Here is a 13143-nt window from a genome sequence, read left to right as displayed (position 1 = left end):
CCTTACTTCACAACGATTGTGATGGTTGCAACTGGGTTTAACCAACGATGGCTGCTGCTGTCTAGGTCACTGATGCCGCCGGCTGGATCGCTATCACCAAGGTTACCCGGATGCACGTGAACTTTGTCGTTAGTTACCGTTGCTTCAACGCCTGTGCCGCCAGTACCAAAGGTAATGAAAGGTGGGTTTGGCATGCTAGACGCAAGTTCATCGTTCGCTTCTGTACCGGCATCGTAACTTCTTAGCGTTGCTCGGTATGTACCCGCTTCCGTTGGAATCTTCCAGCTATCTAGACCGACGAAACCATCATTGGTTGGCAGCAACATCGCGCTCAGAGAAAGATAACCGTGGTCGCCACTATCCAAGGTGAAGGTGGTTGCAACACCTGGATTCAAAATGCCACCAGCAGGGTTCTCAACCACCGCACCACCAGCGTTACCAATCACACTAGCAAGACCAGAGATATCACCGCCTTCTGCCATTGCTTCTAGTTCTGGCGTTGCTGCTTGACCCGTTCTGAACATTTGAAGATCAGAACCATGTGCGGCAACAATAAGAGGCGTAAAGTAGATGCCTTTGGTTGCGTTTGTCACGGTGATTTCCAATTCCGCCGCATTCACTGATGCAGAGCCTAGTGCCATAGCGACTGAAGTCATGACGAGTCCGAGTTGGGTACGTTTTTTCATTGTGATTCCATCCTTAAATGAGGGTTGAACTACCCAAGCCCATCTGTACGGCTTTACTTCTTTGTTCGTGACTTGAGTAGGTTAAGCATTACGTTTCGAACGTTTTGCGTTCTTGCCTCTAAGAATGACGAGCAAATCTATCAGCAACTTCATCGAATTCTCATAAAATTCTCACAAGTTCTGTTCGAATTCTGTCAGCAGCACTTTTTTATTTATACTCAAGTAACCTCGAGATGCTTGGTTCAGCGAGGATGACTTGGTTTGAAGGCGAGGCAACAATTTGAAAATCTAGTGGTTCTAAATCGAAAATTGTTAACGAAGCATGCGAACCAAGGCAACTCGCCCTTCGGGAGCGTGCCACTGAAGCAATTTCTTCGTCAAACAACTTGGAAAGAGCTCGCTATTCCGCTTCGTTGTTTTCCTTGAACTTGAATCAGTGACAACGCTCTGAACCATGTATCTTGAAGTCACTTGAGTATATTCAGATATTTACACTTCGCGCTTTCCCCTCCTACAATGCGGTATTCTCTGTTTAAATCACGATTCTCACCATGATTCATAACGTTCTGTCTGCCTACTATGGCGAAATCTACGGCATCGCTTTTTTCAACCACTACTTGAGCCATTACACCCAAAGTGAACAACAAACACTGTGGCAAACCTTGATTGAAGTGGAAGAGCTAACCGCAGAAAAGCTCAAACCTGTACTGCTAACAAATGGCATGGATATCGAAAGTCGACACCAAGAGATGCTGGATAAAGGCTTGGCAGATGCAACTAAGTGGATTGGTTTACCATGGCAAGAGTTGGTGGCGACTCTTCTGAAATGGGTAGAACCTTATGAGGTCAAGTATCGAGAGTGGCATGAAGAAGTGAACGCTTCACAGCAGTATTCAATCGCTGAGCGAGAAGCTATCGAGTTAATTGCAGACCACGAAACGGCCATTTATCACTGTTGGCAGCAATACCATACTGGTGAATCTGGCTTGCCTGCACTCAATGCATTTTTGGCAAAATATCGTTAAAGCGAGACGGTGACACTTGAACCTCGTGAAACCGTACCAGACAATATCGTTATTCCGCTGCGCAGAACTGAACAATTATGGTTAATCCAAAACTCATTGCCCTACTTCCTGATCTTGCTTCGTTTATCTTGGTGGTAAACGAAGGCAGTTTTACCGCTGCTGCTAAACAACTCGGCGTAACGCCATCGGCTTTAAGTAAGTTGATCACACGGTTGGAACAAGCCCTCTCGGTCAAACTGTTTGAGCGCACGACTCGTAAGTTGATCATCACTCAAGCTGGGCAAAAGGTTTACGACCAAAGCATCGCAATGGTGAATGCCGCGCAGCAAGCCGTTGAGCTATCTGCGGAAGATCATGCTGAGCCAACAGGCGCACTCACAGTAGCAGCCCCTGAAGCATTTCTTAATTCGGTGCTTCAACCGTTTGTGTTGCCATTCCTAGAACGTTATCCAAACATACAGCTTAAGCTGCGTGCAGCAGATGGTGAGATCGATCTTTTCCGCCAAGGTATTGATGTCGCCTTTAAGCTCACCGACAAACCCGATGAGAATCTGGTCCTCAAAGAGATCAGCAAGACCAATCTTGTTTTGTGTGCTTCTCCAGATTACCTCACCAAACACGGTATGCCTGAGCACCCAACCGAGCTTGAGCAACACGACTGCATTTATCTTGCCGAGAACGACAAAGACAACATCTGGTCATTCTTTAAAGAAGAAGCGTTCCACTCCATTGCCGTGAGTGGACGCTACGCCGTCAACCATTCTCAAATGCGCTTGAACGGGGTTAAGTCTGGCTTGGGAATTGGGATCTTCCATGACTTCGTGATCAAAGACGCGTTAGAGCAAGGAGAAGTGGTAGAGGTTCTGCCGGATTGGATGATCAAGAGTAACTACCATGGCGCTATCGCGATGCAGTATGCGCAAACCAAATACATGCCCGCTCGTCTGCGTGTGTTTATCGACTTCGTTAAGGAGCATTTAGTCTCCGAGGATACTAACCATGCTTGAAGAGGCTAACCATGTTTAATGCCATTCATCACGTCGCGATCATTTGCAGCGATTACCCAAAGTCAAAACGCTTTTACACTGAAGTGTTAGGACTGAAAGTCATTGCCGAAAACTATCGTGAAGCCAGAGACTCCTACAAGCTTGACCTCGCTTTACCTGACGGCAGTCAAGTTGAACTGTTTAGCTTTCCGGGCGCCCCTGAGAGACCGAGCTTTCCCGAAGCGCAAGGCCTGCGACATCTCGCTTTTTTGGTTGATGATGTTGAGCAAGTCAAAGCCTACCTAGAATCGAATGACGTTGAAGTTGAGCCAATTCGTATTGACGAATTTACAGGCAAAGCCTTTACCTTCTTCCAAGACCCAGATGGCTTGCCACTGGAGATTTACCAGAAATAAAAAGAGCCAGCACTTCGACTTCGCAGGCTCTTTTATTATTCCATTCTTTGTCTGTTACTAATTCAACGCCGTTTTCAGTTTCTCAACGCGGTTGAACAACAGCCAATCCAGTGCGAGAACCGTAACAATTGCCAAACCGCCCATCGGAAACGCCAGACACAATATCACCAACGTTACTAAGCCAAGCTTCCAAATACCGTCTTGCTGAAACTTAGGTGGCGCGCCCAATGTGGCACTGCGACTTGGTCTACGAATCCACCACATCACCACACCTGTGATTGAGATTAAGATGAACGCCAAACAGAACACTACGTTGAGCACTTTGTTCAATATACTCACATCACCTTGATGCAATGACACACCTGCCGCCATGAACTTGGCAAATACGCTGTAATCTTGCCACGTTACATCCACCAACAAGCGACCGGAATATTGGTCAAAGTGGCTGGTGCGATCTTGTCTTGGGTCGGAAATGTCGCCGCCCATAGAGTTAGCTGCAACGGTGTAAACGCCCGTCTCAGAGCGTGGCAAAAACAGCTTATAGCCAGTGAAGCCCATCATTTCAGCCTTGAGGATGATATCATCAATGGAGAGCGCATCATGACTGCCTGCGTATGCCGTCTCTTCCTTCATATTGGCATGATCATGAGCGGGCTTATCTTTCGACTCTGGCACAGCAGCAAGCTCTAAGTTCCATGGCATCTCTTCTGATGCACCATGGTTAAGATCTTTATGTGTCAGTGTGGATTCCGGTTTCTCACCCCATGTGTAATAGGTTGGGAAGGTATTCCAAGCTTGCACCATTTTCGCCCCCCAGATCCCTGCCCACGACAAACCTGAAATCAAAAAGAACAACAGAACAATCGACAGCACGCCACCTAAATTCGCATGCAGGTCACGCATCAAAATTCGAGGGCCATTGTTAAAGCGGATTTTCAAAAAACCGGCGCGGCTGGCGTTGTCTCTCGGTAACCAAAGGTACAAACCAGACACCAACAGCAAAATCCCCAAACTTGCGGCGATTTCAATTAAACGATCGCCTAGATCGCCGATGAGCAAGGTGCCGTGAATGCTGTTCATCAGTTCATAGATGCTATCACCACGGTCAATGGTGCCTTGTACGTCTCCTGTATAAGGATTTACTGCAACAATCAGTAAGCTGCCTTCTTGGTTTTGAATCGAGAATCGGTTGGCAATATCGGCCGTTTTAGCAGGTACAAATTGAGTGACATTAAAATCGGGATACGCCTGCTTTACGGTTTCTAATTGTGCAGAGACAGGAACCATTTGCTCTTGTGGTGAAACTTGTAATGTCGCTTCGTATCGAGCCAGTTCGATTTCGTCATCAAACAACATCACCAATCCCGTGAGGGAAAGCATGAGCATAAATGGAATGACGAACAAACCTGCGTAGAAGTGCCATCGCCACGTCATAAAGTAGATGGATTTTGCGCGTGAGGCTTCCTTGAGTTGAGGCTTTGCCGAGTTTCTCAACATGTGTATTTTCCTTTTTTCATTGTTGAACACCCAAATTCAGCCAAACGCATCCTGTACATACGTATTCGTATGCGGCGCTAATTGACTTAGATTTGGGAGTACCACTGCTCGAAGTGGCGGTGTTGCTGACTATATACCCAAGTGACTTCAAGATGCTGGATTCAGAGCGTTGTCATTGATTCGAGTGCAAAGAAAACAACGCTGTGTAATAGACAACTCTTTCCAAGTTGTTTGAAGCAACAATCGGAGCAATGACACGCTCCCGAAGGGCGAGTTGCCTTGGCTTGTATACTTTGTTGTCGATATCTTGATTTAGACCCACTAGACCTTTAAATCGCCGCCGCGTCTACAAACCAAGTCATTCTCGCTGAACCAAGCATCTCGAGGTTACTTGGGTATCGTGTAATTGTTTTTGTTATGAGAAAAGGGAAACTGGCGGCGCTCGAGGAACTGGTGTTTCAAATCGCACACTTAGAGCCAAATAAGCGTAGCTGTCAGAAATCACCAAGCTCAGTCTTGAAAGTATCGGTGTCGTTGGAAGTGTATCGTGATGAAAAGTCGAGAAGTGGCTAAACGGACAAGGCTTGCCTTTGTGGCTGACCGAATTGTCGCCCTCTTCTATTTGGACCAACTCAAATCCGTTAAGCGTACATAGCGTCGCCCACACGCCCATGCTGTTACCATGAGCATTGATAACAGGCATCAGCGTCACTAGCACCCAACTGAGAGCACTAGCAAATAACATCGAGCGGTAAAAAGGAATTAATCTACGCATAACGGTGACTTAACAAATTTCACACAGCGTAACCAATTTTGAGTGATAGCTCAAAAAACAGTATCAATAAGTGGCTGCTACCTCACAGGTTTTCTTGAATACCTCGATTGACAGGCACAAAAAAGCCCGCCGAAGTGGCAGGCTGATGGTCATTTCTTCAAGTTGGATAAACGGTTAGCTAAACAGTTTGCTCCAGATACTTGGGTTGCGTTTGTCGTGGTACTCTTCACGAAGGCTATCGATTTCACGCAGTTGGTCTTTCGCTTCTTGTAGCTTGCCCGCATCAAGATCCGCTTCAATCTTATCTAGCGTTACCGTCAGCTTGTTAAAGCCTTCTAAGTAAGTATCAAACTTCTCTGGTGGGTAATTACCACGCTTAGATTGTTCAACAATCGCTTGCAAGCTATCAATCGCAGATTTCATGGTTTCGACATCAGATGCTTCTGCCGCCTGTTTGAATTCCATCTTCATCTGTTTCATGTTTTGTTTTAAATCAACCGCTTCTGCCATTGCGTATGTTGAGCCAAACGCAATCGCACACCCTAGGACTAAAGGACGTAACATTTTTCACTTCTCCATTTATAGTGCCGAATTCTGTGTCGGCTTTATTCACCCAAATAACCTACGCCATAAGAGGCGAAAAACTAGCTTAGTTGAGTATTTCCGGGTCGCAGTGTAAAGCAATCTGGCGTCGGGTGCATACCTTAAATGTAATCAAGTTTATGCGTTGAGAATGCTGTCATATTCTGCAATTGGTTTACGGCCTCTCAAAGCTAAGAAAGACAAAAACTGCTGAGCGGTGTGAGTAATCACTTTCTTGCTATCAATACCCACTTTGTCCATTAACTCTCCAACCAAATCCAGATTACCAACATCGTGACAGAAATGCGCGTCACTGCCCGTGGTGAAGAAAACACCGAGATCTTTCCCGATTTGTGCAATCTCGTGGCAACGGTCTACGCTGCCTACTCGGCTGTTGCCTTTCAGCGTGGTGTTATTAATTTCAATCGCGACATTGTGCTCTTTCGCGCACGCTAAAACGGTCTGAAAATCAAAGTCGAAATTTGGATTACCAAGATGACCGAGCGCATCAATACGACCACTCTGAATGACATTAACAAGTGCTTCCGTGTGAGTTTGCTTGTTTGCAGGACGAAAAACGGGTTCATGAAAACTCGCGATCACCCAATCTAAGTTGCGGTCCACACTCAGTGGAATATCAATGTCGCCTTCGGTATTCATAATGTTAGATTCAACGCCACGAATAATCGCAACGCCTTCAAGAAAGCGAGGCAGAATTTTCTGGTTCGAGAAGAACCAGTAATGAGGCGCACCCGGCATTGATTCTGCGTGATCGGTCGTGCAGAACATATCCAGCCCGTTCTCTTTTGCCAACTTTGCATTTTCAATCAAGGTACTGTACGCGTGACCACTGGCGTACGTATGTGTATGGGTATCAACTTTAAATTCCATCATCCACTCTCTTAGGTGCGCTATCTTGCGTGCTATTGTATACCTTCAGGCAACGCATCGTCAGCCCAAGATAAGCAAGAACCCTAAGCTTGCTCTTCACAAATGGCTTTTATCAAGGGTAAGGCTTTTTCCCATCCGTGATTAAACATGGAAACAAAGTCATTGTGAGTATGAATGGTAACATTGAGTAGTAAACGATCGTTGTTGGTATCGATCTGGTAGATCTCTCGCGATCCGATCCACCTAGATGCTAGGTCAGCATCGAGTTGTTGACGATTATCCGGATTAAAAATGGCAACATGATGAAATTCAAGTTTTTGAAGGGGTAGCACCGTATCTATGATCGCCCTTGTCCCGCCCATATCTGGATCAAAAAAAGTGATGCCACCTCCTTCTTCCCAAGCTCCTTCAAATTGAGACTGCGGTGAAAAGGCTTGCGCCCAACGTTTATACAACTCAACATCGGTTAGCACTTCCCACACTCGTTGCGGTGTCGCCGAAATTTCGACGTAATAATTTAGCGTAAGCATGATTTCTCTCCCTGAACCTTTCTTGACGCTAGCCCATACTCAGGAAAAATCAAACCACACGACCAATTTATCTACCTGCCCCCTTCATTTTCCGACAGACTAAGAAGTTCTCGCTTGTAAACCGCCACTGCGATGCGCCGTAAAACGAACCCAACATGTGTTCAGTATGATTGCGAGCACTATTAAACTCATCCCAACAATTTGACTTTGACTCATTCGGTCTTCAAAAAACAGGCTCTGCCAAACCGCAGTGAACAATAAGTTAGTAAAAATGAGTGGCGCAAGTTGAGAGCCACTGCTTGCCAGTTTATATGCTTTGGAGCGAAAAACTTGGGTGTTAATGATCATCAGAGACATCATACCGATCCACAGCGTATTTGAAGAAATCTCAGGCGCCATAACACTCATATTAAGTAACGCGTCGAAGTCATTAAACAAAGTTAGCGGCAACAGAAATACGGCAGCAAAACCAAACGCCCAAAAGTTGATTTCTAGCGGCGACATATTTGTTTTACTCACTTTATATAACGTAAGCTGAGAACCAGAATTGAAGAGTCCACCAGCCAAGCCGAGCAATAAATCCGCTCGCCATGTAATCTCACTTCCACCGCCCGCCAACATAACCACACCAGTGAACGCCATTGCTAAAGCCGCCAAAGTTGAAACACGAATGCGCCCCCTCATGAACAGCTTTTCAACCAAGGGAATAAATAATGGGCCAGTAGCAAACAACACAACCCCTTCAACGAGCGTTAACGTTTGTAATGACGCGATAAAGCAAAGTTGTGACAAACCGATACAAAGAGCACGCAATAAAATAGGCTTTAGCGTGCCCGCTTTAGGAAAGGTAAGGTTTTTCACACGAAGTAAGATAAGTAAGATAAGCGCAGGCACCAAAAAACGTAAGAAGCTAAATAGTGTGACGGAAAGTTCGCCTGACAACTGCTTTGCTAACAGTCCAGTAACAGATAAGCTTAACGTAGACATCAACATGAAAAGGATAGATTTATTTACAGCATTCATTCAATACTCCTTAATATATGGAGCATTTTAAAAGACATCACTTATCGTAAATAGCGAGTAATATTAACCATTGATGTAAGAAAAACTTACAGTTTAACTTATCTATCACCAGCTACGGTTTTTAAATTATGCGGAAACTAGTCCCCTTAAAGTCCATCTACGCATTTGTTGCAGTAGCTGAGTCTGGCAGCATGACAGAAGCAGCACAGATATTAAGTGTGAGCCACTCAGCCGTAAGTCAGGCAATTAAATCGCTGGAGAGTCAAGTCAACAAGCCTCTGTTTGATCGCATAGGCAGACAAGTTCAACTCAATGCGGACGGTAAAAAGTATTACAGAAAGGTGGCACCCGCTTTAGAGCAAATTGTCGATGCAACGGAAGCACTCATCCAAGATCAGAATTTGCAACGTGTTACGCTCAATATGGTGAATTCATTGGCTCTTCACTGGTGGATTCCTCGAATGTCAGATTTACAAGGGTTTGCTCCTCAATTAGACGTTCGTTTATCAAACCTGTCTGGCAGATTCAATTTAGAACAAGAAGGTATCGACGCGGCTTTGGTGCATGGAAATCCCGAAGAATGGCAGGATTACTACTGCGAAAAGCTCAGTGAAGATGAACTGGTTTTGGTGTGCAGTCCTGAATTGATAGCGAAGACCAAGGACTCAAACATCACTCAACTCTTAAAGCAGTATCCCATCATTGAAGTTACTAACGAACGAAGAAAAAATGACTGGAACGTGTGGCTGGACGCGACGGGTATCCAGCGACCTAAAAATAAAAAACCAATCACTTTTAACATGTCGATACAAGCCGTCCAGGCCACAACTCGTCGTTTGGGGTTATTGGTCACTCATCGCTTGTTTGTGAAGGATGACATCAAATATGGTCAGCTAATCGAGCTGGGTGAACCCGTCATTAATCCTCATCAACAGCTTTACTTTGTATGCCCGCCACACAAGCTAAAGCTTGAATCGTTTCATCTGTTGCGATCTTGGCTACAACAATCATTCAACTATTAGAAACTTTTGTTAAGCACATTCACTGAAAAACTAGTATAAAGTTAGAAGAGCACTTTTCATCCAAGGATGGTTTATGAAGCAGTATCAAATATGGCTAAGCGCACTCTGTTTTGCAGTATCTTTGAGTACGACCGCTGAAGTAGAAAATGATAACCGCCTTTCAGAACAAGGGATCTCCACGGCAATTATTGGGGGTCAGCAGGCTACCCAAAACCAACTTCCTTTTTTTGCACGTCTTATTCTACATAAAACTGGCGCTAATCAGTTTGCCAATATTTGTGGGGGAACCATTGTAAACGACCGCTTCATTTTAACTGCGGCTCACTGCGTAGAACCAAGCGTTTTTACTGACGGCTGGACAGTCAACGACCTACGAGTGTTAGTCAAAAACCCTACGATGAATGACGTGTTTGTTGAAGAATTCAAAGATGTTCGCTCTATCACGATTCATCCTGATTATGTGCCTAGCGATTTATGGATTAATGACATCGCTGTCCTTGAATTGACTAGACCTATCACCGATAACGTCCAATCCATCACTTTACCGCAAGACTTTGGAGACTACAGCAGCAAGTCAGTTTATCAGATATTCGGTTTAGGTCAGACCTCAACCAATGATGAAAGCCCCCCTAACTATTTACGCTGGGCAGAAGTAAAACCCCTTACCGACACCCAATGCGCTTCGTTGGTAACAGGGTTTAACGCTCAGGAAAGTTTATGTGCGAATGGATTTCCTGAACGAAGCTACACTGGTATCTGTCGTGGTGACTCAGGCGGTCCTCTCACCTATCAAGACAATAATGGCATGTATCAGCAAATTGGCATTGTGAGCTACGGTTCTTCAGTTTGCGAATCCGCTGCGATTCCAAGTGTGTTTACCGAGATTTTGAACTATGCAACATGGATTGAGACCCAAACCAGCTCAGGTGTAAAAACCAGTTATAACGCCCTCTTAGCAAGTTCGGAAGATTATCATAGCGAAGGGGACTCTGGCTTTGAGCCTGTCGATACCAACACATCTGGCTTTGGTAACAACGGCAGCAGTGGCGGCGGTGCTCTCGGATCAGGGTTGATCATGCTTGGAGGCTGGTTTGGTTGGCTAAGACACCGCAGAAATTATTCGCGCTCCTAGTAGCGTCAACAAGACATCATAATATCTTGCGCTTAACGCGAGAGTTAATGATGTCTTCAATCATCTTTTGCTCTTTTTTCGCTTTTTCATAGTTCTGCTTAGTACGCCAACGATCAAGCACTTTTTCTAACCCTTGAACGCGTGCGTGCTTGTGTTCTAGCGTTTTCTGTACAGATGCACATTCCGCTTGCATAACGGCTTGCTCTTGCTCGTGGTGACGAAGCATTCTTTGTAGCATTTGGTCAACACGATTAAAGTTCATCAAAGCCGCGCTCGTCAGCGTCGGGCCGGTTCGGGTTGATTGTCCAGCGTGGCCTTTCAACGCCGACAACTGTTCCAATTGCATTGAAAGATGGGAGTGACGCTGACGCATGGCATCAAGTTGTTGACCCACACGGTCACGCTGTTTTTCTTCCATTTGCTGTAACTTGCCTACGGCTTTTAACTTGGATTTCATTTCAGCCTTGTCACTCCCATTTGATTAAGCACTTTGAAAAAGCTGCGCGAGCTCGGTCAAACTGGTTGGGTAATCTACAGACTCGTTGGCAGCTTGTTGTAGATATGCACGCAAATTTGGATACATAGCAACAGATTGATCTAACTCAGGATCTTGTCCTGGTTGATAACCCCCTAATGGCAGTAACTCTTTAACCTGAAGGTAGTTGGAGTACATTTGACGGAAGTTATTCGCAATCGTGCTGTGTGCGTCCTGCGTACAAGTATTCATACAACGGCTAATAGACGCGTTGATATCTATCGCGGGATAATGCCCTTGCTCAGCCAGTTGACGCGATAAAACGACATGCCCATCTAAGATGGCGCGCGCGGAATCCACGACAGGATCTTGTTGGTCGTCCCCTTCTGCCAATACGGTATAAATTGCCGTTAAGCTACCATGTTGATTTTCACTGTTACCCGCTCGCTCTAGGAGTTGAGGTAACACGCTGAAGACTGAGGGCGGATAACCACGAGAAGCTGGAGGCTCACCGAGCGAAAGAGCGATTTCGCGCTGTGCCATGGCGTATCGGGTTAGAGAGTCCATCAGAAGTAGAACGTCTTTGCCTTGGTCTCGGAAATACTCTGAAACGCGATGACAAAGTAGTGTCGCTCTTAACCTCATTAGCGGGGATTCATCAGCAGGAGCCGCGATAATGATCGCTTTCTTGCGCGCTTCTGGGGTTAAGTTTCTCTCGATAAACTCACGTACTTCTCTGCCTCGCTCACCGATAAGCCCGACCACAATTACATCGGCCTCCGTGTTTTTGGTGATCATCCCCATTAACACACTTTTACCGACGCCACTGCCAGCCATCAAACCAATACGTTGGCCTTTGCCTACCGTCAATAGTCCATTAATAGCACGCACGCCTACGTTGAGTGGCGTATCAACTGGGCGTCGCTTCAGTGGGTTAATCGGTTTTGGTTCAAGTGAAACTCGATCACCCCCCTTAAGCGGTGCCCCGTCATCTAACGGCTCACCTAAACCATTCAGTACGCGTCCTAACCACTGAGAGCTTAGCTGCACGGTACTATCACCATCAAGAGGGATGACTTTTGCACCTGCAAACAGACCGCCTAAACGGCGGATAGGCATGAGGTAAGCAATAGTGTGTTCAAAGCCCACAACTTGCGCTTCGATCATATCGCCTTCCGCGGTTTCTACGAGACAACGCTGCTCAAGCTTAAACCGACACCCTACGGCTTGTAACATTAAGCCGTTTACTTTTATCAATCGCCCTGTTACGCGAGCAACAGGGATTGAATCGAGCGAAGCCAAGGCTTCGCTCAAACGCTCACTTAATAGTTCATGGCTTAGGGTATTACTCATGCTCAGACTCTACCTGTGGAATACTGACTTCATCCAAAAGGTGTTGCTTTACATTGTCCATACAGGCTTCCAAACGAGAGTCGCAGCTCGCATCCGCTTCTGCGTCATCAGTCACTAACTGACAGCCACCAATAGGAAGCTCCGTATTAGGGACCAGTTTCCAAGATTGCGGCAAATCAGCATTGATGTGAGTAATGCGCTCTAAATCTTGCGGATTTAAATGCACAGTTACTGTTTCCGCTTTACCAGGCATGGCAGACAATGTCTCATCCACCAAAGCTAGGATCTGCTGAGGCATTAAAGTGAGCTCGGCACGAATCACTTGCTGAGCTACCTTTTGTACCAGTTCACAAATCATATGGCGTTGTTGCTGTTCTTTTTCATCTTGCCAACGAGAAAGGGCGTGAAAAAGTTCATTGACAGGCTTCGCCGCCTCCAAAAAGCCTTGCTTTCCAGACTGCTCACCGGAAACAAAGCCTTTTTGGAAACCTTCTTTTTGGCCTTCCAACAGACCTTGTTGCTTGCCCTGTTCGATACCTTGGCGTAAGCCTTCCTCATGTCCTTGTTGCAAACCTTGTTGAAAACCTTCTTCAAGTTGCTGTTGGATATCAATTTGAGGTTCTTGCCAGCCTTGGTTATCTAGCCCGAATTCGTCTTCGATAGTCTTAGGTTGCGCTAAAGGCGGAAAACGGTGTAAACGATACCCGTTCGGAGGCAATCGCATAGTACTTGATTTTGTCTCTAGCATGA

Annotated in this window: 15 protein-coding genes; 5 read left to right on the top strand and 10 right to left on the bottom strand. The window is 45.8% G+C overall.

What is annotated here, in order from left to right; genetic code table 11:
- Positions 1–2: 2 nt before the first annotated feature.
- A complete protein-coding gene (locus tag R8269_RS07805) occupies positions 3–686 on the bottom strand; it encodes a spondin domain-containing protein (RefSeq protein WP_033906705.1) in 684 nt (227 codons plus the stop codon).
- A 551-nt stretch (positions 687–1237) separates the two neighbouring features.
- On the opposite strand from R8269_RS07805, the gene R8269_RS07800 reads away from it, so the two are divergent.
- The 3 genes from R8269_RS07800 to R8269_RS07790 all read left to right on the top strand — a co-directional run bounded on the left by R8269_RS07800 (position 1238) and on the right by R8269_RS07790 (position 3113).
- Positions 1238–1711, top strand: coding sequence for a hypothetical protein (locus R8269_RS07800; RefSeq protein WP_033906704.1), 474 nt, complete (start codon positions 1238–1240; stop codon positions 1709–1711).
- 77 nt (positions 1712–1788) lie between these two features.
- Entirely contained in the window at positions 1789–2718 is a 930-nt protein-coding gene (locus R8269_RS07795; RefSeq protein WP_042601221.1) for a LysR family transcriptional regulator, read from the top strand.
- Positions 2719–2729: 11 nt separating this feature from the next.
- Positions 2730–3113, top strand: a complete 384-nt coding sequence (locus R8269_RS07790) for a VOC family protein (RefSeq protein ID WP_053303870.1) — start codon at positions 2730–2732, stop codon at positions 3111–3113.
- Between the two features lie 57 nt (positions 3114–3170).
- Here the strand turns inward: R8269_RS07790 and R8269_RS07785 are convergent, their stop codons facing one another.
- The 6 genes from R8269_RS07785 to R8269_RS07760 all read right to left on the bottom strand — a co-directional run bounded on the left by R8269_RS07785 (position 3171) and on the right by R8269_RS07760 (position 8411).
- The gene (locus R8269_RS07785; protein ID WP_318222502.1) at positions 3171–4610 is read right to left on the bottom strand and encodes a PepSY domain-containing protein; all 1440 of its coding nucleotides are present in this window, start codon (positions 4608–4610) and stop codon (positions 3171–3173) included.
- Between the two features lie 415 nt (positions 4611–5025).
- Entirely contained in the window at positions 5026–5385 is a 360-nt protein-coding gene (locus tag R8269_RS07780; RefSeq protein WP_063344780.1) for a hypothetical protein, read from the bottom strand.
- 174 nt (positions 5386–5559) lie between these two features.
- Entirely contained in the window at positions 5560–5949 is a 390-nt protein-coding gene (locus R8269_RS07775) for a cytochrome b562 (protein ID WP_225491626.1), read from the bottom strand.
- Between the two features lie 156 nt (positions 5950–6105).
- Positions 6106–6858 carry a phosphatase gene (locus tag R8269_RS07770; RefSeq protein WP_005375066.1) on the bottom strand — a complete coding sequence of 251 codons (753 nt, stop codon included), beginning with the start codon at positions 6856–6858 and terminating at the stop codon, positions 6106–6108.
- 83 nt (positions 6859–6941) lie between these two features.
- Positions 6942–7388 (bottom strand): SRPBCC family protein, encoded by a 447-nt coding sequence (locus tag R8269_RS07765; protein ID WP_170889967.1) that lies wholly within the window; start codon positions 7386–7388, stop codon positions 6942–6944.
- A gap of 99 nt (positions 7389–7487) precedes the next feature.
- Positions 7488–8411: a DMT family transporter gene (locus R8269_RS07760; protein WP_053307934.1), complete on the bottom strand. Its 924-nt coding sequence runs from the start codon at positions 8409–8411 to the stop codon at positions 7488–7490.
- Positions 8412–8539: 128 nt separating this feature from the next.
- Here R8269_RS07760 and R8269_RS07755 point away from each other — a divergent pair, with 128 nt between their 5' ends.
- Together R8269_RS07755 and R8269_RS07750 are read left to right on the top strand one after the other, a co-directional pair.
- Positions 8540–9433 carry a LysR substrate-binding domain-containing protein gene (locus R8269_RS07755; protein WP_033906699.1) on the top strand — a complete coding sequence of 298 codons (894 nt, stop codon included), beginning with the start codon at positions 8540–8542 and terminating at the stop codon, positions 9431–9433.
- 73 nt (positions 9434–9506) lie between these two features.
- The gene (locus tag R8269_RS07750) at positions 9507–10565 is read left to right on the top strand and encodes a S1 family peptidase (protein WP_054579359.1); all 1059 of its coding nucleotides are present in this window, start codon (positions 9507–9509) and stop codon (positions 10563–10565) included.
- Positions 10566–10581: 16 nt separating this feature from the next.
- On the opposite strand, the gene fliJ is transcribed toward R8269_RS07750, so the two are convergent.
- The 3 genes from fliJ to fliH are packed head-to-tail and all read right to left on the bottom strand — an operon-like array spanning position 10582 to position 13141.
- Entirely contained in the window at positions 10582–11022 is a 441-nt protein-coding gene (fliJ, locus tag R8269_RS07745; RefSeq protein ID WP_017820533.1) for a flagellar export protein FliJ, read from the bottom strand.
- A 24-nt stretch (positions 11023–11046) separates the two neighbouring features.
- A complete protein-coding gene (gene fliI, locus R8269_RS07740; protein ID WP_005375057.1) occupies positions 11047–12393 on the bottom strand; it encodes a flagellar protein export ATPase FliI in 1347 nt (448 codons plus the stop codon).
- On the bottom strand, positions 12386–13141 hold the full coding sequence (gene fliH, locus R8269_RS07735) for a flagellar assembly protein FliH (RefSeq protein WP_017820534.1): 756 nt from the start codon (positions 13139–13141) through the stop codon (positions 12386–12388). The genes fliI and fliH overlap by 8 nt, the downstream gene beginning before the upstream one ends.
- Positions 13142–13143: the final 2 nt, after the last annotated feature.

This window comes from Vibrio sp. Vb0667, from assembly GCF_033391095.1.
Note: the sequence above shows the minus strand (reverse complement) of the source record. Positions and strands in the feature narration are given on the sequence as shown.

Bases quoted from the DNA above. Each gene is read 5' to 3' on its own strand.
- R8269_RS07765 (WP_170889967.1), bottom strand. From the start codon at position 7,388: ATGCTTACGCTAAATTATTACGTCGAAATTTCGGCGACACCGCAACGA.
- R8269_RS07780 (WP_063344780.1), bottom strand. From the start codon at position 5,385: ATGCGTAGATTAATTCCTTTTTACCGCTCGATGTTATTTGCTAGTGCT.
- R8269_RS07770 (WP_005375066.1), bottom strand. From the start codon at position 6,858: ATGGAATTTAAAGTTGATACCCATACACATACGTACGCCAGTGGTCAC.
- fliH (WP_017820534.1), bottom strand. From the start codon at position 13,141: ATGCTAGAGACAAAATCAAGTACTATGCGATTGCCTCCGAACGGGTAT.
- R8269_RS07805 (WP_033906705.1), bottom strand. From the start codon at position 686: ATGAAAAAACGTACCCAACTCGGACTCGTCATGACTTCAGTCGCTATG.
- R8269_RS07785 (WP_318222502.1), bottom strand. From the start codon at position 4,610: ATGTTGAGAAACTCGGCAAAGCCTCAACTCAAGGAAGCCTCACGCGCA.
- R8269_RS07755 (WP_033906699.1), top strand. From the start codon at position 8,540: ATGCGGAAACTAGTCCCCTTAAAGTCCATCTACGCATTTGTTGCAGTA.
- fliI (WP_005375057.1), bottom strand. From the start codon at position 12,393: ATGAGTAATACCCTAAGCCATGAACTATTAAGTGAGCGTTTGAGCGAA.
- R8269_RS07795 (WP_042601221.1), top strand. From the start codon at position 1,789: ATGGTTAATCCAAAACTCATTGCCCTACTTCCTGATCTTGCTTCGTTT.
- R8269_RS07775 (WP_225491626.1), bottom strand. From the start codon at position 5,949: ATGTTACGTCCTTTAGTCCTAGGGTGTGCGATTGCGTTTGGCTCAACA.
- R8269_RS07800 (WP_033906704.1), top strand. From the start codon at position 1,238: ATGATTCATAACGTTCTGTCTGCCTACTATGGCGAAATCTACGGCATC.
- R8269_RS07750 (WP_054579359.1), top strand. From the start codon at position 9,507: ATGAAGCAGTATCAAATATGGCTAAGCGCACTCTGTTTTGCAGTATCT.
- fliJ (WP_017820533.1), bottom strand. From the start codon at position 11,022: ATGAAATCCAAGTTAAAAGCCGTAGGCAAGTTACAGCAAATGGAAGAA.
- R8269_RS07760 (WP_053307934.1), bottom strand. From the start codon at position 8,411: ATGAATGCTGTAAATAAATCTATCCTTTTCATGTTGATGTCTACGTTA.
- R8269_RS07790 (WP_053303870.1), top strand. From the start codon at position 2,730: ATGTTTAATGCCATTCATCACGTCGCGATCATTTGCAGCGATTACCCA.